The sequence below is a fragment of the Salarchaeum sp. JOR-1 genome (assembly GCF_007833275.1).
GTDB lineage: Archaea > Halobacteriota > Halobacteria > Halobacteriales > Halobacteriaceae > Salarchaeum.
This window is the reverse complement of the sequence record NZ_CP042241.1, coordinates 670,246-687,567: the sequence shown is the minus strand read 5'-3', so window position 1 is coordinate 687,567 and position 17,322 is coordinate 670,246. Positions and strand designations below refer to the sequence as shown.

Sequence of the window (17,322 nt, the reverse complement as noted above, 5' to 3'; positions counted from 1 at the left end):
GCGCACAAAAGGAGGTTCGGCAGCCGGCAAACGCGTTTAGTTCTCGAACTTCCGGACGGTGACGTCGAGCGTGTCGAGGTCGAGGATGGGCGCGGTCGCCACGTCCGGGTCGATGTTGACGGACTTCTGGAACGCGGTCTGCTCCTGCCAGCACCCCGAGTTCACGAGGCGGACGTTGTTGTACGTCCCGACGCCGAGCTTGTGGACGTGGCCGGTGTGGAACACGTCCGGCACGTCGTCGATGACGAGGTAGTCCTTCTCCTCGGGCGCGACCCGGAGCCGGTCGCCGTACTGGGGGGCGACGTGGCGCTTCTTCAGGAGTTGCGCCATCGCCCTGTGGGGGGCCTCGTAGGAGACGGACTCGCTCGGGTGTTCCGCGATGACTTCGTCGATACTGACGCCGTGGTACATCAGGACGTCCACGCCCTCGACGGTGACCACGCTCGGGTTCCCGGTGATGCGGGCGTCGTGCGCGCTCATGATGTCGCGGAGCTCCTCGTCGAACGCGGGCTGGGGTTCCGCGAGCCGAACCGCGTCGTGGTTCCCCGGAATCATCACGATCTCCATGTCGCCCGGGACTTGCTTGAGTTTCTCCGCGAACGCCTCGTACTGCTCGTAGATGTCCACGATGTCGAGTTCCTCGTCCTGGTCGGGGTAGACGCCGACGCCCTCCACCATGTCGCCCGCGAGGAGGAGGTACTCGACGTGCTCGGCCTCCTCGGTGTGGAGCCAGCGCGCGAACGACTCCCAAGCGTAGTCCGCGAACTCCTGGCTGCCGACGTGCACGTCGCTGATGAGCGCGGCCTGCACGTGCCGGTCGGCCGTGTTCGGCTCGTAGGTTCGGGGGATGTCCGGGAAGTGCATGGAGTCCACGAAGAGGATGCCGCCGTCCTGCGCGAGCGACCCCTCGACGGCGATGACCTCGTCCAGGAGGAGTTCGTCAACGTGCGCGGCGATGTCGCGGTCTTTCATCACGAGCGCGGGGAAGACGCCGTTCGTGTCCTCGAGTTCGATGAGCCAGTGGCCGCTCGCGGTCGACCGGATGTCGTTCACCATCCCGACGATAGCGGCGTCGCTCCCGCCGCCCATGGATTCGAGCGCGTTCGTCGGCCGGTGGTTCACGCGCCCGCGGAGTTTCGAGGAGAGGCGGTCGTAGCGGTCGCGGAACACGGAGACGAAGTCGTCGTAGTCTCCCGTTCCCGTGGACTGGCCCGTGATGTCGTTCGCGATGCTGACGTCGTGGAGCGTCTCGTCGACCGCGCGCTCGAACGCCTCGATGTCATCCGCGTTCAGCGCGTCCTCGACGCCGGACGCCCCCCCATCCCCAACCCCCTTTGTTTCAGGTGCAAAACCACTAGACTCAGAGGTTGAATCGTGATTTTCTCGTGCAGTCGAAGCAGAGGTGTGGGTTTTCTGTGAGACGGCCGTAGAGGCCCTGTCGCCGGCCGATGGACCCGCCGCCGTGGTATCCGTGGCCGCTGTGGCATCCGGTTCAGTGGCCTCGACCGCTCCCTCTGTCTGCTCTGTGGCGGCGTCCGCTGCGGGGCCAGGGCGGCCGTCGCGCTCCGCGTCGTCGCCGCGGGCGTCGAGTGCCTCGCGAACCTGCGCGGCGGAGATCGTGAGCACGTCCGCGGGGGCGTGCTCGACCACGTGCTCGACGGCGCGCTCGGGGTCGGGTTCGTCCGCGAGCAGGGTCACGGCGTCCCGATCCGCGTTGTAGCCGCGGCTCGTGAGTTCTCGCACGACCACGATCGGCGTCGAGTTCGGCACACTCACTCGGGAGGCGGGACGCGAGCAAAAGCCCTGCGGTCAACCGCCTCGGGGTCGAGCCCCGTGGCAGCCGCCCCGTACCGCCCGTGGAAGTAGACCGGCGGGGCTTTTGTCCCCCCAGCGCGTCCTCGGTTCTGTATGGCCGACGACGACGCGCCGGATCCGCGACGAAGCCCCACGGACGCTCTCCGGTGGGTGTTCCGGACAGACAACGAGTTCGTCGTGTTCGCCCGCGAGATGGTGTCGAGCGCGCTCGTCGTCCTCCTCGTCGGCATGCTGTTGTTCAGCGTGAGCGGGCTGTGGCCGCCGCTCGTCGCCGTCGAATCCGGAAGCATGGAGCCGCACATGGAGCGCGGTGACCTCGTGTTCGTCGTGGAGGAAGACCGGTTCACGGGCGATATGGGGTACGCCGACACCGGCGTCATCACCCACGAGATGGGCGAGGAGATCGACTACCAGCGGTTCGGCGGGTACGGCGACGTCGTCGTCTATCAACGCAACGGGAACGGCGGAACCACGCCCATCATTCACCGGGCGCGGTTCTGGGTCGCGGACGGCGAGAACTGGTATGACAGAGCGACCCCCGCGTACGTCGACGGCAGCAGTTGCGCGGCGATAGCGAACTGCCCCGCCCCCCACGCCGGGTTCGTCACGAAGGGCGACAACAACCAGTACTACGACCAGGTGAACGGCATCAGCAGCCCCGTCAAGCCCGAGTGGGTGAAGGGGCGCGCGGAGTTCCGAGTGCCGTGGCTCGGCTACGTTCGGCTCGTCTTCTCCGGGGAAGCCACAGTCGGTGAGGCCGTCACCGAACTCGTCTCGTAGAACTCACTCGTTGTCGAAGCGCGCCTGCACGAACGGCGTGACGTTCTCAACGTCCCCGAGCCGGGAGTCGGCTTCGAGGACTGCCTCGGTCTCCTCTACCGGAACCGAGAGGCTGATTTCCTTGGTGCGGCCGTAGCGGCCCTTCGAGACGACGACGGCGTTCACGATACCGAGCATGTCGAGTTCGCTGATGAGGTCGGTCACCCGGCGCTGGGTGAGCACGTCGGCGTCGATCTCGTCGCAGAGGCGCTTGTAGATGTTGTACACCTCGCCCGTGTTGATGTTGTGCACGCCGTGCTTTTCGAGGACGAGGATGGCGTACAGGACGAGTTTGCTCTGGGTGGGGAGGGTGCGGACGACTTCGACGACGCGGTCGAGTTCGATCTTGTCTTGCGCGCGCCGCACGTGCGCCTCGGTGACGATGTCGGCCTGATCGCGTTCGGCGAGTTCGCCCGCGGTGCGGAGGAGGTCGAGCGCGCGCCGCGCGTCCCCGTGTTCCTGCGCGGCGAACGCCGCGCACAGCGGGAGGACGTCCTCCGAGAGCGCGTCCGCCTTGAACGCGGTCTCCGAGCGGTGTTCGAGGATGTCGCGAAGTTGGTTCGCGTCGTAGGGCGGGAAGACGATTTCCTCCTCGCCCAGGCTGGACTTGACGCGGGGGTCGAGGAAGTCGGTGAACTTCAGGTCGTTGCTGATGCCGATGATGGAGACGCGGGAGTTGTCGAGTTCGGAGTTCATCCGGGAGAGGTTGTAGAGTGTGTCGTCCCCGGATTTCTCGACGAGCTTGTCGATTTCGTCGAGCATGATGACGGCGACGCGTTCGACGTAGTCGACGGCGTCGAAGAACTCGGTGTAGACGCGGTCGGTCGGCCAGCCCGTCATCGGGACGTCATCCATCTCCTCGCGATCGTCGAGCAGGGAGTCCACGCGTTCGACGACTTCTTCCACGGAGTCGAACTCCGTATCTGTGAGCGCGTGCGGGTCGTCGCGTGCGCGTTCCGCGAGGTCTTCGAGGGCGTTCACACGCTCGTCGACGAACTCGCGGTTCTGCTGGATGAACGTGTTCGCGAGCTGCGCGAGCACCCGGTACTGCGTGTCCGTGACCTCGCAGTTGATGTATTCGACCTCGCAGGGGACTTCGTACTTCCGTGAGGTCTTTTCGAGTTCCTGACTGACGAACTTCGCGGACGCGGTCTTTCCGGTGCCAGTCTTCCCGTAGATGAGGATGTTCGAGGGCGTCTCCCCGCGGAGCGCGGCGACGAGGATTGTCGCCATGTTGTTGATCTGTTCGTTCCGGTGCGGGAGTTCGTGGGGCGTGTAGGAGGGGCGGAGGACTTCCTTGTTCTCGAAGATAGGTTCGCCGCGGAGGAGGTCGTCGAAGAGGCCGTCCTCGTCGTCGCCGTCCTCGTCGAGGACGTCGTCTATCTCCACGTCGAAGTCACGTGCCGTGCGCCGGTCGTCCGCCGGTGTGTTGTCGTCCATATCTGAATCGTTCACCCCTCTATTTCAGGTGGAGATGCCCGCGAGGCAGCGAGAACCGGCGTGAGTGAGGTAGTATCGCCGGAATCACGGTGGCCGCCCGTGAGGCGTATGCAGTTGATGCAGATGAAACAATGGAAAGTACAGTAGTTAATAAGTTTCGGTCCGGCCTTCAGAACCGGTGGAGGCGGCAGAAAAGCGGGCGACTGCGTGCACGTGACCGGGAGACGAGGGGTTCGGATGGAACGGGCGGACTGCACCCGAGTGTGCCGTCGTGGGGTAGGGAGTGGACTGAACGAAGCTCGGGGACGGCGAGACCGGTGAGAGGACGGGACGAGAGAACCCGGATCGCTGCATCGTTCGGACACGGGAGCATAGTGGTTCCACCCGAAACGGGTGGGTCGAGTGCTGGGGCGTCCCGAACCCCCCCCACCCCTTCGTTTCGAGTGGAGAACGAGATCGAGGGGGAGGGGGGAGGGAGGAGACGGCCTAGGAATGGGAAAGAACTAAGTGATAGCCAGGACAACCAAACCCGTACTGCAATACTAACTTTAATTTAGGGTCGTGTAGTGTTCGTTCCTAGTGTAGTTCTTGGCGATCCTTCGGCCCCCCGCCCCCCGCTTCTCGACAGTTCCACTCGAAACGAAGGGGTGGGGGGCTCGAACCGTCGTTGTGTTGCGCCGACTCACGTCTCCGTCTCGGTCTGGCACATCCGCTCGGCATGAGACCGGTTCTCGAACCCCTTCGTTTCCTTTCCACGAACACCCGAATGCCGTCCGTCTGACGCGATATCGGCCGTCTCGGCGCGCATTCTGCGTTAGCCTTACACGTATGGGGGTGCGTAGGAGAGCCAAGGATGGGACTGTTCGCAGACCTCAAAGACAGCATCTCCGGTGTGACGGCGAAGCTCTTCGCCGGCGAGGGTGACGAACCCAAGCGCATCGGAATTTACGGACCGCCGAACGCGGGGAAGACGACGCTCGCGAACCGGATCGCGCGCGACTGGACCGGTGACGCCATCGGCCCCGAGAGTCACGTTCCACACGAAACGCGACGCGCACGCCGAAAGGAGAACGTCGAAATCGAGCGCGACGGCCGCACCGTCAGCATCGACATCGTCGACACGCCCGGTGTCGCGACGAAGGTCGACTACGAGGAGTTCGTCGAGCACGGCATGGAGAAGGACGAGGCCGTCCGGCGCTCCCGTGAGGCGACCGAGGGTGTCGCGGAGGCGATGCACTGGCTGCGCGAGGACGTTGACGGCGTCATCTACGTGCTTGACGCGACTACGGATCCGTTCACGCAGGTGAACACGATGCTCATCGGCATCATCGAGAGCCGCGACCTCCCCGTGCTCATCCTCGCGAACAAGACTGATCTGGAGGACGCGAACATCCAGCAGATCAAGAACGCGTTCCCCCAGCACGACACCATTCCCCTCTCCGCGCTAGAGGGCGAGAACATGGACGAAGTGTACGACGAGATTGCGACGAAATTCGGGTGACACAGGATGCCAGAAATAGAACACGAAGACGGCGTGCAGATCGACTTCATCAGCGGCGAGAAGATGGAGGGAAAGACCTCGATGGAGAAAATCCGGCTCATCCTCGACGGCGTTCACGACGGTAACATCGTGGTGCTCGAACGCGGCCTGAGCCCGGACGAGGAGTCGAAGCTCATCGAGGTGACGATGAGCGAGATCAACCCCGACGGCTTCTCGGGTATCGAAATCGAGTCGTTCCCGCGGTCGGAGGCGAACGACGGCGGATTCCTCAACCGCCTGATGGGGAAGAACGAGTCATCGAAGCTCACGGTCATCGGACCGGCGAACCAGATCAAGTCGCTGCACAAGGACGACACCCTCATCAGCGCACTCATCTCCCGCGACTAGGATGCCGCATCAGTGCACGAACTGCGGGCACACGTTCCCCGACGGGTCGAAGGAGATGCTGTCGGGGTGCCCGGAGTGCGGCGGGAACAAGTTCCAGTTCCATCCCGACGCCGCCCCCGACGACCCCGAGGACGCGGAACCGCCGGAACCACCCGAACCCGACAGCGGGTCAGTGACCTCGGCGGTCGGTCGCGCGGCCGCGAGCGTTCGCGACACACTCTCTTCGTCGTCCAGCGAGGAGTCCAGCGATTGGCCCGGCGACTCGCGGGACACGGAGGACGCGACTGACACCGCGTCCGCGGACGCGCCGAGCGCCGAGACTTTCCCGTCCGAGACACCGGACGCCGACACCGAGTCCACGAGCGGGACGGACGGCGCGGAGGTTCCGGACGAAATCGAGGCGGCGGACGCCGACCGGGAGGACACCGCGCAGGCGGACGCGCGCTCCGAGATGGTGACCTCGGACGACCTGCCGCCGAAACCCGACCGCGAGGGTCGCGTGGTGCAGGAACCCGAGTCTGACGACCGGCCGGATATGGACGAACTCCGCGAGGAGCTGAACAGCCAGTTCGAATCCATCAAGGTCGTCGCACCCGGCCAGTACGAACTCAACCTCATGGAGCTGTACGACCGCGAGGAGTACATCATCGCGCTGCAGGAGAACGGCCGATACGTCATCGAGGTTCCGGAGTCCTGGCGCGAGGAGGACTAACCGTACCGGTATCGGATCGTCTCCTCGCCCCCGAACCGCGGTCCCGCCCCCACGTTCTCGAACCCCTTCGTTTCCACTGCGAACGCGACGTCATCGTCCGATTCTTCGACGAGGAGTTCCACCGGAAGCCCCTCGTTCGCGGCGAACCGTATCGGTTCGTCGAGCAGGCGCTCCATGTCGTCCGAGTCGCCCGCGAGCCGCGTCACGTGCACCGCATCCTCGTCCACCTCGAACGCGACCACGCCGACCACGGTTTCGTCTCGAACCGCGACGGAGACAGTGCGTTCGCGGAGCAGTCGGCTCGCGACGCCCGCGGGCGCGTCGAGCAGGCTCGAAACTGCGTCAGTGTCCGCTTCGACCGCCTCTCTGACGTGCATACGTGACCGTTCGTGTACACGGGCAAAAGTTCCGTGCGACGAAGCCGTTATCTTCGTGCCCGCGCAATCACGGGCCATGAACGCTCAGAGTCACGTGGAGGCGTCGCGATGCGCGTCGTAGCGAAGTTCGGCGGGACGAGTCTCGGGAGCGGGGAGCGAATCGAGCGCGCGGCCGCGTCGGTCGCGTCCGCCGTCGACGCCGGCCACGAGGTCGCGGTCGTCGCGTCCGCGATGGGCGACACGACGGACGAACTCCTCGACGACATCACGTTCGAGGCGGACTCCGCCGACCGCGCGGAGATCGTCTCGATGGGCGAACGCACCTCCGTTCGAATGTTGAAGGCCGCGCTCGCCTCACGGGACGTGAACGCCGTGTTCCTCGAACCCGGCCACCCGGACTGGCCCGTCGTCACGAACAGCCGCGGCGAGGTGAACATCGAGGAGACGCAGAAGCGCGCGAAGGCGCTCGCTTCGGAACTCGACGACGCGGTTCCCGTCATCACGGGGTTCCTCGCGGAAGACCTGGAGGGGAACGTCACGACGCTCGGTCGCGGCGGCAGCGACACCACCGCCGTGATGCTCGGGCGCTACCTCGACGCGGACGAGGTCGTCATCGTCACCGACGTCGAGGGAATCATGACCGGCGATCCGCGGGTGGTCGAGGGCGCGCGGAACGTCGGCGAAATCACCGTGGACGAACTCCGTAACCTCTCCTTCCGGGGCGCGGAGGTCGTCGCGCCGAGCGCGCTCTCCTACAAGGACGAGGATCTCGAAGTCCGCGTCGTCCACTACCAGCACGGCGACCTCCTCTCCGGCGGCACCCGAATCGAGGGGCGCTTCGAGAACATCATCGACATGCGCGAACAGCCGCTCGCCTGCCTCACGGTCGCGGGGCGCGCGATGCGGAACAAACCCGGCATCATGTCCCGGCTGTCGACCGCGCTCGCGGACGCCGACATCAACGTCGACGCGGTCGCGTCCGGCATGGACTCGATGACGTTCTACGTGAACGCAGACCTCGCCGAGGAGGCCGAGAACGTCCTCCACCGCGAAGTCATCGAGGACGACACGCTCTCCAGCGTCACGGTCTCCGACGACGTGGCCGTCATCCGCGTGCTCGGCGGCGAACTCCCGAACCAGCCCGGCGTCATCCAGCGAATCGTCGACCCCATCGCCGACGCCCGCATCAACCTCCACGACGTCATCACGTCCGCAACCTCCGTCGCGCTCTTCGTCGACTGGGACGACCGCGACGACGTCCTCGACATTATCCAAGAGTTGTTCGCGGAGTAGGAGACGGCGAAGCCGTCTCCAACTGAGCGAGCGGGGAGGGACGACCCGCGAGTGTTTCTTGTGGAAACGCCTTTCCGTTCGTTCGTCGTCGTGCCGGTCATGGCCGAGACCGAGACCGGGGAGTGCGGCGTCGGGATTCGCGGCGTCGCGCTCGCGGTGGATTCCGCGGTGTGGTTCGCGCTGTTGTTCGCGGCGGTGTACGCGGTCGCGTTTGTGACTGGTGACGTGCGGGTGAGCGGGGCGTCCGCGGACGCCGACCTCTCCGGGTTGCCGGCGCAGGTGGCGTTCCTGCTGTGGCTGGCGCTCTCCGTCGAGTACCACGTCCTGATGGAGTACCGGTACGGGCAGACCGTCGGGAAGTACCTCGTGGCGATTCGGGTGGTCGCGGACGACGGAACGAACCCGTCGTTGCGGGCGGCGACGGTGCGGAACGTCCTGCGACTCGTGGACGTGCTGCCCGCGTTCTACCTCGTGGGAATCGCCTCCGTCCTGCTGTCAGACCGGAAGAAGCGGGTGGGTGACCGAGTCGCCGAGACGGTCGTCGTCCGCCCGTAACTCCCGCCTCGTAGCCTCTAGTTCTCGTTCCAGGGGGCGCCGTCGAAATCCACGATGCGGTGTTCGTCGTCGATGTCAGCGATGCGGTTCATCTCGCGGTCGGTAAGGGTGATGTCTCGACTCGCGAAGTTCTCCGTGATGTGGTCGAGCGAGGTTGCCTTCGGGACGGCGGCGACGTTCTCCAATCCATTCAGCCACGCCAGACTCACCTGCGCGGGCGTCGCGTCGTGGGCGTCCGCGATGTCCTGAATCACGTTCACGTCGGCGACCTTGTTGCGGGCGATGGGGCAGTACGCGACGACCCAGTGGTCGTGCTCGCGGGCGTACGCGCGTAACGCTTCTTGTTGGAGGAGCGGATGGCACTCGATCTGGTGCGCGAACGGGTCGGGGTCGAGGCGGTCGCGCGCTGCGTCGAGCTGGTCGACCCGGAAGTTCGAGAGGCCGACGCGGTCCACGACGCCCTCGGCGTGCAGGTCGTTCAGCGCGTCGATGGTCTCCTCCTTGCTGTAGGTGTCGAGCGGCCAGTGGACGTAGAGGAGGTCGATGCTGTCCACGCCGAGTCGGGCGGCGGACTCGTGCGCGCTGTCCACGGCGTCCTCGTACCCGAGGTTGTCGGTGGAGAGCTTCGTCGCGACGAACACGTCGCTCGCGTCCACGTCGCTGCGCTCGATGCCGCGCCGGACGAGCCCCTCGTTTCCGTATCCCTGCGCGGTGTCGACGTGCCGGTAGCCCGCGTCCAACGCGGTCGCGACGCTGTCCGCGCACTGACTGCCGGTGAGCTGGTAGGTGCCGAGGCCGAATGAGTCGAACTCGCTCATACCCAGTGGAGTCGCGCCCGCCGCCTGAGTGTGCCGATTCAGCGGCCGTCCCGCAGCCGACTCGCCGTCGACTTCGGGAGGCCCGCCTCCCGAACGGCGTCCGCGACCGCGTCGGTGTCGTACGCGACGCGGCGCTCCTCCACGGACACGCCCGAATCCGTCACCTCCACGAGTGCGTACGCGGCGCGCGGGTCGCGGTCGCGCGGCTGGCCGACGCTCCCCGGATTGAGGACGACGCCCTCCGAGAACGCCTCGTGGGCCTGCACGTGCGTGTGTCCGAGAACGAGCACGTCTTCGCCGCCGAGCAGGTCCGCCGAGAACTGCTCGGGATACGTGTAGTGGTCTCGTCTGGTCGGGTGGTCGTGCACGACCTTCAGCAGGCCGTCGAACAGCACGCGCTCGCGCGGCAACCCTCGAACCCACTCCGTCTGAGCGTCCGAGAGGTCGCGCTTTGCGTGCGTGATACCCGCGCTCGCCATGCCGTTCCCGCGGAAGTTCGAGTCCGTGGCGACCTTCCGGTCGTGGTTTCCCATCACCGTCGGCACGTCGCGCTCTCGGAGCGCCTCGACACACGCCGCCGGCCACGGGTTGTACCCGACGACGTCGCCCGCGCAGACGAGCGCGTCCACGTCCGGCATGTCATCGAACACCGCGTCGAGCGCCACCCTGTTCGCGTGAATGTCGGAAAGGACGCCGACTCGCATACTGCGGTCTTCGACCGCCAGCCCTTACTCGTTGTCGGCGAACGCGAACGACACCTCGTCGCCGACGGTGACGCCCGCCGCGCACACCGCGTGCTCGAACTCGGCGTCAAGCACCTCGCGCGCCGCACCTGCCGCGGTGTCCGCGTCGAACGCGTGCGCCTCCGGACTGTCCTTCTCGTAGGTGGCGACGAGCGTCGGCTCCGCGACCGCCCGCACGAGGAGCGCGTCCTTCCGAACGATACCGATGTAGGCGTCCTCTGTCCCGACGACGCCCGCGATTCGGGGCGTGTCGTAGTCGTCCTTCTCGTAGTCCATCGCGAACAACCCCGACACCAACGCGTCACGCGCCGGATACCCCAAGTCCAGTTTCTCCGTGATCGGGTCGACGTGCGACCCGTTCCCCACGACCGCACGCCCCCCCGACTCCCGCGCGCAGTTGTACGACACGTACGGATTATCCGTCTCCTCGGCGTCCGCGGTCGGAACGACTGTCAACCGGCCGTCGCGCTCCACTACAGTCCGATTCGGGAACGACCGCGAGGACACTCGATACGCACCCACACCCGGACCGACGACCACGAACCGCCCAACGTACATGCGAGAACGTGCGCACACCACGCAAAAATAGATGTCGGAGTATCCACGAACAAGCGTTCAACTGCTGGCGGCGAACCGTCTTCGCAAGGCTAATAAATTCGAGACTCCTTCGTTCACGTGCAGTCCATTGGGGTAGCTGGCCAATCCTGTTGCCTTCTGGGGGCAACGACTCTGGTTCGAATCCAGAATGGACTACTTCTCTCACCACTCCTCGTCAGACGCTCGTCCGCTCTCCGCGGGCGCCGTTTCAGGTGGAACTCACTTCTCCCCGTACTTCCCGGACTCCTGTTCTTCGAGCGCGTCGAGTTCGCGTTCGGAGTTGTACTCGTTGTCGTCGCCGTGTTCGCGGCCGGCGGCGCCGGTGAGTTCGCCGAGCACGGCCTCCCGGGCGTCCTCGTGAGTCTCGTACTCCGTGTCTTCGAGGCGGTCGAACACGTCCCCGAGGGACTCGGTCTCGTTCGGGAGTTCGCTGGGGGCTTCGGCGTAGGCGGCTTTCATCTCGCTCGGGTTCGTGGGGTAGCTCAGGCCGTCGAGCGTGGCGTCGACGGCTTCGAGGGTGTCTTCCACGCGCTCGGTTCGTTCGTGCTGGCGTTCGCGCGCGTTGTCCGTAACGTCGTCGCGGCTCATACGCGAGTGTACTGTGCGGCGCTGGAAAACGGTGATGGCTACTTGTCCACGTCGAGCAGGGCGACGCGCTCGCGGACGAGGTCGGTGAGCGTGGCGTCGGTCGCGGCGCGCTCCGCGTCCGAGATCTCGAAGAACTCCGTAAGCACGCGCTCGTCGAGCGCAGCGAGCGTTTCGCGTTCGTCCACGAGCGCGCGCAGTTCGTCGATAGCGGCGGGTTCGTCGCCGCCGTCGACGACGATGACGGCGTCCGTCTCTCCGCTCGAGACGCCCATTTCGAGCGCGCGGCGGATCTGGCGGCGGCCGGCGGCGTAGAGGAGGATTTCGACCGCGCGATCGCGGGCGACGTTCTCCCCGCGGTCGAACGCGCGGTTCGCGTGCCGGACGGCGGTTTCGAGGTGGACGCGGCCGGCGACGTACGCGGCGTCGAACGCCTGCACAGCGCTCCCGTGCTCCTCGCCGACCTCGCTCAGGGTTTCGACGAACGCGTCCACGTCTTCGACCGTGACGCGGCCCTCGAGCGTTCTCACTCGAAGTCACCCAGGCTCGACTGGCCGTCCTCGCCGTCCACGTCCGCGGATCGGGCGGCTGCTTCGGCGTCCGCGTCGGCTCGCACGTCCGCCATCGAGGGGTTCTCGTGACCGACGTTCTCCAGGACGGTCTCGGCGGTTCGACGGCGGCCGCGGAGCGCGCCCAACACCACTGGTTTCGCGGCGCTCCGCAACTCGGCGCGGGTTTCGATGCCGGCTTCGTACAGCCGACGGGCGCGCTTCCGGCCGACGTTCCGGACGCCCGCGAGGTCGAGGAGTTCCTCGCCGACGCCGTACTCGACGCGCTTCCGGGCGTCCCGGACGGCCTTCGTGTTCCCGTACCCGAGGTCGCCGGCGAGGCGTTCCGCGGCGTTCAACAGCCACTCCGCGGTCTCGACCTTCCCCCGGATGTCGCCGGGGCCGACGCCGTAGCGTTCGGCGATGGTGTCCTCGTCCAGTTCGTTCGCCCAGTCCTCCAGGAGTTTCGCCGTCTTCGTCGCGGCGAGCCAGTCCTCCCACTGGTTCTCCTCGAACTCGCTCGGCATCCGCCCGAGGAACTCCGTCTCCCGCTCGTACGCCAACTCGGTGTACTGCTCCCGGTCGCCGGAGCGGAGGTAGAGGCCGTAGAGGTCGGGGGTGCGGGCGACGAGGTGGTAGAGGCCGAACGGCGTCGGGTCCTCTGCGTCCTCTAGTCCGTAAAGGAGTTCCGCGGCGCTCATCGGGTCGACGTACAGCCGGCTCACGAGGTGGCCGCTCGACGTGGCCGTAAGGCCGTCCTCGCGTTCGACGAAGTCGTTCGCGACGAGGTAGTCGAGCACGTCGTCCGTCACGGATTCGAGGCGCTCCGGGTCGTCCGTCTGCGTCGCGTACAGCGTCCCTGAGAGGAATTCGAGGAGGCCGCCGCGGCTCTGCGCGACCCCCGTGGCGACGGCGGCGAGGACGTGCGTGCGGAGCGCGGGTTCGGCCGCGAGCTTCGACCGCACCGGCTCGGGGTCGGCGTAGATGTAGCGGTCGAACAGCTCCTCCAGCTCCTCGTGCGTGTTCGCGAGCAGGACGGCTTCGCCGTACGGGTCGAGACCGGGGCGGCCCGCCCGCCCGAACATCTGGTGGACTTCGAGCACGGAGAGCGGTTGCATGCCGCCGGCGTCGCCGTCGTAGCGCTGCCAGTCTCGGACGATGACGCGGCGGCTCGGCGTGTTCACGCCCGCGGCGAGCGTCGGCGTCGCGGACACGACCTTCACGAGCCTGTCGCGGAACGCCTCCTCCACGAGTTCGCGGTGTTGGCGCGCGAGGCCGGCGTGGTGGAACGCCGCCCCTCGTTCGACCGCGTCCGCGAGGTCGTCGCTCGTCTCCGTGTCGCTCACGCCCCGAATCTCCTCGGCAATCTCGCCTAGTCGTTCTTCCTCTTCCCCGTCGAGGAACTGCCGGCTCACGTCGCCGAGCCGTCCCGCCGCGGACTCCGCGTTCCGCCGCGAGTTCACGAACACCAGCGTAGAGCCGCCGTCGGCCAGCGTGTCCTCCACGAGCGCGCTCGTCTGGTTTCGGCGTCCGTCCACGTTCAGTTCGCGCTGGCTGCCGTCGTCGAGATGGAGGGACTGGCCGTAGTGGACGCCCGTCCGGAGGTCGATCGGTCGCCAGTCCGAGTCCACGAGTTCCGCGTCCAGCCACTCCGCGAGTTCGTCGGCGTTCCCTACAGTCGCGCTGAGCGCCACCACCTGGAGCGAGGGGACGCGCTGGCGGAGTTTCGCGAGCGTCACTTCGAGGGTCGGCCCCCGGTGGGCGTCGTCCACGAGGTGGACTTCGTCCGCGACGACGCAGGAGAGGTCGTCCACCCAGTCCGCGCCGTTCCGAATCAGCGAATCCACCTTCTCCGAGGTCGCGACGATGACGTCCTTGGAGCCGAGCCAGTCGCCGTCGCTCTGGTAGTTCCCGGTGGAGACGCCGACGGAGATGCCGTACTCCTCGAACGCCTCGAACTCCCGCGCCTTCTCGCCGGCGAGCGCGCGCAGCGGCACGATGTAGAGCGCTTTCCCGCCGCGCTCGACGGCCGAGAGCATCCCGAGTTGGGCGATGAGCGTCTTCCCGCTCGCCGTGGGGACGCTCGCGACGAGGCTCTCCCCCTCGGTGACGCCCGCCTCGACCGCGGCCTCCTGCGGGGGGTAAAACGCCTCGATTCCCTCCCCCTCCAGGTGGTCCGCGATCCCCGCGGGGAGGCCGTCGAGGTCCGATGGTCTCATTGGACGAGTTTAGGGGGGTCACGCGGTTTAAAGTATCGTCCTCCCCTCTTTCGGGTATGGCGCGTGCGGAACTCACGACGGTCGACACCGTTCACGACGAGCGCTCCTGGCTGTTCACGGTCGTGGACGACTACGGGAACGAAGAAGAAGTGATTCTGGTGCCCTGCGAGGACTCCGTGGCGGCCTGGGTGAACACGTGCCCCCACGAGTTCCAGCGGTTCGACCGCGGGATGGGCGCGGCCATGCGGGACGGGCAGGTCATCTGTCCGAAGCACGGGTCGATGTTCGACACGTGTTCGGGCGACTGCGACAACGGCGAGGCCGCCGGAACGACGCTCGTGGACGTATCTCTCACGGTCGAGGACGGCACGGTCTATCTCGACGACGAGGACTACGTCTTCCGGCACGAGGGCGGCATCGACGACACCGACGGGGAGCCGAGTTCGACGAGCCACCTCTCTTTTTAATCCTGACTGCTTTACCCGTCCCGCTCCAAGCCCGGGTATGCGAGTGGAGTTCGACCGGGACACCTGCATCGGGATGTACCAGTGCGTCGCGGAGTGGGACGGCTTCGAGAAGGACGCGGACGCGGGGAAGGCCGTGCTCGTCGACGGCGAAGAAACCGAGGACGGCGTGTTCAGCCGCGAAATCCCCGAGGACGCGGAGTTCGACGCGAAGTTCGCGGCGCGGTCGTGTCCCGTAGACGCGATCCGCGTCTACGACGACGACGGCGAACAGGTCGTCTAGGGTTTCACGAGGACTTTCACGGCGTCGCGTTCGTCCATCGCCTCGTAGCCCTCGGGGACGCCGTCGAGACCGACGGTTTTCGTGAAGATGGGCGACGGGTCGAGCGTGCCCTGAAGCACGTCCGCCATCAGGTCGTCCACGTAGGCGCGGACGGGCGCGACGCCGCCACGGAGCGTGACGTTCTTCGAGAACGCGGTTCCGAGGAACTCGGCCTCCTCGACACCGGCGGGGACGCCGACGTATCCGACGGTTCCGCCGGGGCGCGCCACGTCGAACGCGGTGCTCATCGAGGACTCAGCGCCCACGCATTCGAGCACGTGGTTCGCGCCGCCGTACGTGAGCTCCCGGACTTCCTCCACGGCGTCCTCGCCGCGACTCGCTACCGTTTCGGTCGCGCCGAACTCCTCCGCGATTTCCAGTCTGTCCTCGTGGTGGCCGACGGCGACGACGCGCTCCGCGCCGAGCCGCGAGGCGGCGAGCACGCCGCACAGTCCGACCGCGCCGTCACCGACGACGACGGCGGTGTCGCCCGCGTCGACGCCCGCGCTGACGGCGGCGTGGTGGCCCGTGCACATCACGTCCGTCAGCGGCAGGAGGGCTTCGAGGGTGTCCTCGTCGTCGGCGTACCGCTCGGGAACCCGAACGAGCGTGCCGTCCGCAGTGGGTGCGCGCACGCGCTCGCCCTGCGCGCCGCCGTTCGCGCCGCTCCAGCCGTCGCCGTTCACGCACGACGTGTGGAGTCCCTTCCGGCAGAACTCGCATTCCCCGCAGGAGATGGAGAACGGCGCGAGCACGCGGTCGCCGGGCCGGACGTGCCGCACGTCGTCGCCGACTTCTTCCACGATACCCATCGGTTCGTGGCCGATGCGGCTTCCCGCCTCGCGGTCGCTCTGCCCGCGGTACGGCCAGAGGTCGGAGCCGCAGATGGCGGTGTGGGTGATGCGGACGATGGCGTCCGTCGGTTCCTCTAGCTCGGGGTCGGGAACGCTCTCGATGCGCACGTCACCGGGGCCGTGGTAGACAGCGGCGTCCATGCCCATAGTCCCGTCCGCGATTCGCAAAAACCCACGCCCTCACCAGCCAACACTTTTATAGTTGCACGAAAAACACGTGGGTGTATACCATGTGTCACCCCTGGGAGGAGGTACCGGTCTGGATCGAGGAAACGGACGACGAGGACGCCGAGATGGCGGACGTCCAGCGGGAAGTCCCGCCTAGCTGATTTCCGCGTACTGCTCGGAGAGCTTCTCCGCGGCCTCGCCGAGCTGGTCGCGCTCGTACTCCGTCAAATCCCACTCCACGACTTCTTCGACGCCGTTCGCGCCGAGCCTCACCGGCACGCCGAACGCCGTGTCCTTGTGCCCGAATTCGCCCGCGAGGGGAATGCTCGCCGGGAGCACTTCGCCCGTGTCGCGGAGCACGGCCTCGACCATGTGCGCGACGCCTCTCGCGGGCCCCCACTGAGTCGCGCCCTTCCGCTCGATGACGTTCATCGCGGACTCCTGGAGGTCGCCGAGGATCTCCTCGCGCTCAGCCTCGTCGAACGACGGGTCGCGGCCGTCCACGCGAACCTTCGAGAACACCGGCACCTGCGCGTCCCCGTGCTCGCCGAGGATGGTCGCCTCGACGTTCCGGACGGGCACGTCGAAGCGCTGGGAGAGCACGTACCGGAACCGCGCGCTGTCCAGGCGGCCGCCGAACCCGATGACCTTCTCGCGCGCCCGCTCACCCGTCTCGTAGAGGTGGCGGTTCAGGAGGTCGACGGGGTTCGAGGTGGTGATGGAGACGAAGTCGTCGTTGTACTCCGCGAGGCTCGATCCGATGTCCTCCATGATGGGCGCGTTGTCGCCCGCGAGGTCGATGCGGGTCTGTCCGGGCTGGCGCGGAATCCCCGCGGTGATGACGACCACGTCCGAGCCCTCCGTGGCGGCGTAGTCGCCCTGCACGACTTCCGTGTTGGAGTCGTACGCGATGCCGTGATTCGCGTCCGCGGCCTGCCCGACGGCCTCGTCCTCCTTCTCCGGGATGTCCACGAACACGAGCTCGTCCACGACGTCGCGGAGCGCGAGACTGTAGCCTGCCGCAGCGCCGACTGTCCCTGCCGCGCCGACGATGCTAACTTTCGCCATATTTCAGAGTCCTCGCGGCGTTCTGTTAAGCGCTTCG

Annotated in this window: 19 protein-coding genes; 8 read left to right on the top strand and 11 right to left on the bottom strand. The window is 66.7% G+C overall.

Translation table 11 applies throughout. The annotated features are described in order from the left end of the window. Nucleotides 1-36 precede the first annotated feature (36 nt). Complete coding sequence (locus FQU85_RS04610; RefSeq protein WP_145844907.1) at nucleotides 37-1,770, bottom strand: DNA-directed DNA polymerase II small subunit; 1,734 nt, start codon at nucleotides 1,768-1,770, stop codon at nucleotides 37-39. A 138-nt stretch (nucleotides 1,771-1,908) separates the two neighbouring features. Between FQU85_RS04610 and FQU85_RS04605 the strand changes: the two genes are divergently transcribed. Next, nucleotides 1,909-2,595: a S26 family signal peptidase gene (locus FQU85_RS04605; protein WP_145844905.1), complete on the top strand. Its 687-nt coding sequence runs from the start codon at nucleotides 1,909-1,911 to the stop codon at nucleotides 2,593-2,595. A gap of 3 nt (nucleotides 2,596-2,598) precedes the next feature. On the opposite strand, the gene FQU85_RS04600 is transcribed toward FQU85_RS04605, so the two are convergent. Continuing rightward, nucleotides 2,599-4,074 (bottom strand): Cdc6/Cdc18 family protein, encoded by a 1,476-nt coding sequence (locus tag FQU85_RS04600; RefSeq protein WP_145844902.1) that lies wholly within the window; start codon nucleotides 4,072-4,074, stop codon nucleotides 2,599-2,601. Between the two features lie 853 nt (nucleotides 4,075-4,927). On the opposite strand from FQU85_RS04600, the gene FQU85_RS04595 reads away from it, so the two are divergent. The 3 genes from FQU85_RS04595 to FQU85_RS04585 are packed head-to-tail and all read left to right on the top strand — an operon-like array spanning nucleotide 4,928 to nucleotide 6,674. After that, nucleotides 4,928-5,575, top strand: coding sequence for an Era-like GTP-binding protein (locus FQU85_RS04595; RefSeq protein WP_145844900.1), 648 nt, complete (start codon nucleotides 4,928-4,930; stop codon nucleotides 5,573-5,575). Nucleotides 5,576-5,581: 6 nt separating this feature from the next. Then, nucleotides 5,582-5,962, top strand: a complete 381-nt coding sequence (locus FQU85_RS04590) for a DUF2073 domain-containing protein (RefSeq protein WP_145844897.1) — start codon at nucleotides 5,582-5,584, stop codon at nucleotides 5,960-5,962. A 1-nt stretch (nucleotide 5,963) separates the two neighbouring features. Beyond that, nucleotides 5,964-6,674 (top strand): Zn-ribbon domain-containing protein, encoded by a 711-nt coding sequence (locus FQU85_RS04585; protein ID WP_145844894.1) that lies wholly within the window; start codon nucleotides 5,964-5,966, stop codon nucleotides 6,672-6,674. Here the strand turns inward: FQU85_RS04585 and FQU85_RS04580 are convergent. Further along, nucleotides 6,671-7,051 carry a hypothetical protein gene (locus FQU85_RS04580; RefSeq protein WP_145844892.1) on the bottom strand — a complete coding sequence of 127 codons (381 nt, stop codon included), beginning with the start codon at nucleotides 7,049-7,051 and terminating at the stop codon, nucleotides 6,671-6,673. The two genes, FQU85_RS04585 and FQU85_RS04580, sit on opposite strands and share 4 nt — an antisense overlap. 108 nt (nucleotides 7,052-7,159) lie before the next feature. Between FQU85_RS04580 and FQU85_RS04575 the strand changes: the two genes are divergently transcribed. Both FQU85_RS04575 and FQU85_RS04570 read left to right on the top strand, forming a co-directional pair. Next, complete coding sequence (locus tag FQU85_RS04575; RefSeq protein WP_145844890.1) at nucleotides 7,160-8,344, top strand: aspartate kinase; 1,185 nt, start codon at nucleotides 7,160-7,162, stop codon at nucleotides 8,342-8,344. Between the two features lie 99 nt (nucleotides 8,345-8,443). Then, complete coding sequence (locus FQU85_RS04570) at nucleotides 8,444-8,899, top strand: RDD family protein (RefSeq protein ID WP_145844886.1); 456 nt, start codon at nucleotides 8,444-8,446, stop codon at nucleotides 8,897-8,899. A 17-nt stretch (nucleotides 8,900-8,916) separates the two neighbouring features. Here the strand turns inward: FQU85_RS04570 and FQU85_RS04565 are convergent, their stop codons facing one another. The 6 genes from FQU85_RS04565 to FQU85_RS04540 form a co-directional block, all read right to left on the bottom strand. Next, a complete protein-coding gene (locus FQU85_RS04565; protein WP_145844884.1) occupies nucleotides 8,917-9,717 on the bottom strand; it encodes an aldo/keto reductase in 801 nt (266 codons plus the stop codon). A gap of 38 nt (nucleotides 9,718-9,755) precedes the next feature. Further along, entirely contained in the window at nucleotides 9,756-10,421 is a 666-nt protein-coding gene (locus FQU85_RS04560; RefSeq protein WP_145844882.1) for a metallophosphoesterase, read from the bottom strand. 24 nt (nucleotides 10,422-10,445) lie between these two features. Beyond that, nucleotides 10,446-11,018 (bottom strand): IMP cyclohydrolase, encoded by a 573-nt coding sequence (locus tag FQU85_RS04555; RefSeq protein WP_145844877.1) that lies wholly within the window; start codon nucleotides 11,016-11,018, stop codon nucleotides 10,446-10,448. Nucleotides 11,019-11,276: 258 nt separating this feature from the next. Then, nucleotides 11,277-11,645: a hypothetical protein gene (locus tag FQU85_RS04550; protein ID WP_145844873.1), complete on the bottom strand. Its 369-nt coding sequence runs from the start codon at nucleotides 11,643-11,645 to the stop codon at nucleotides 11,277-11,279. A gap of 38 nt (nucleotides 11,646-11,683) precedes the next feature. Then, nucleotides 11,684-12,172 carry a KEOPS complex subunit Cgi121 gene (gene cgi121, locus FQU85_RS04545; RefSeq protein WP_145844871.1) on the bottom strand — a complete coding sequence of 163 codons (489 nt, stop codon included), beginning with the start codon at nucleotides 12,170-12,172 and terminating at the stop codon, nucleotides 11,684-11,686. Further along, a complete protein-coding gene (locus tag FQU85_RS04540; RefSeq protein ID WP_145844868.1) occupies nucleotides 12,169-14,409 on the bottom strand; it encodes an ATP-dependent DNA helicase in 2,241 nt (746 codons plus the stop codon). The genes cgi121 and FQU85_RS04540 overlap by 4 nt, the downstream gene beginning before the upstream one ends. A gap of 56 nt (nucleotides 14,410-14,465) precedes the next feature. Here FQU85_RS04540 and FQU85_RS04535 point away from each other — a divergent pair, with 56 nt between their 5' ends. Continuing rightward, nucleotides 14,466-14,876 (top strand): Rieske 2Fe-2S domain-containing protein, encoded by a 411-nt coding sequence (locus FQU85_RS04535; RefSeq protein WP_145844866.1) that lies wholly within the window; start codon nucleotides 14,466-14,468, stop codon nucleotides 14,874-14,876. Nucleotides 14,877-14,913: 37 nt separating this feature from the next. Continuing rightward, the gene (locus FQU85_RS04530) at nucleotides 14,914-15,156 is read left to right on the top strand and encodes a ferredoxin (protein ID WP_145844864.1); all 243 of its coding nucleotides are present in this window, start codon (nucleotides 14,914-14,916) and stop codon (nucleotides 15,154-15,156) included. On the opposite strand, the gene FQU85_RS04525 is transcribed toward FQU85_RS04530, so the two are convergent. After that, complete coding sequence (locus tag FQU85_RS04525; RefSeq protein ID WP_145844858.1) at nucleotides 15,153-16,190, bottom strand: zinc-dependent alcohol dehydrogenase family protein; 1,038 nt, start codon at nucleotides 16,188-16,190, stop codon at nucleotides 15,153-15,155. The two genes, FQU85_RS04530 and FQU85_RS04525, sit on opposite strands and share 4 nt — an antisense overlap. 180 nt (nucleotides 16,191-16,370) lie before the next feature. Then, nucleotides 16,371-17,285, bottom strand: coding sequence for a malate dehydrogenase (gene mdh / locus FQU85_RS04520; RefSeq protein WP_145844856.1), 915 nt, complete (start codon nucleotides 17,283-17,285; stop codon nucleotides 16,371-16,373). Between the last annotated feature and the right edge of the window lie 37 nt (nucleotides 17,286-17,322).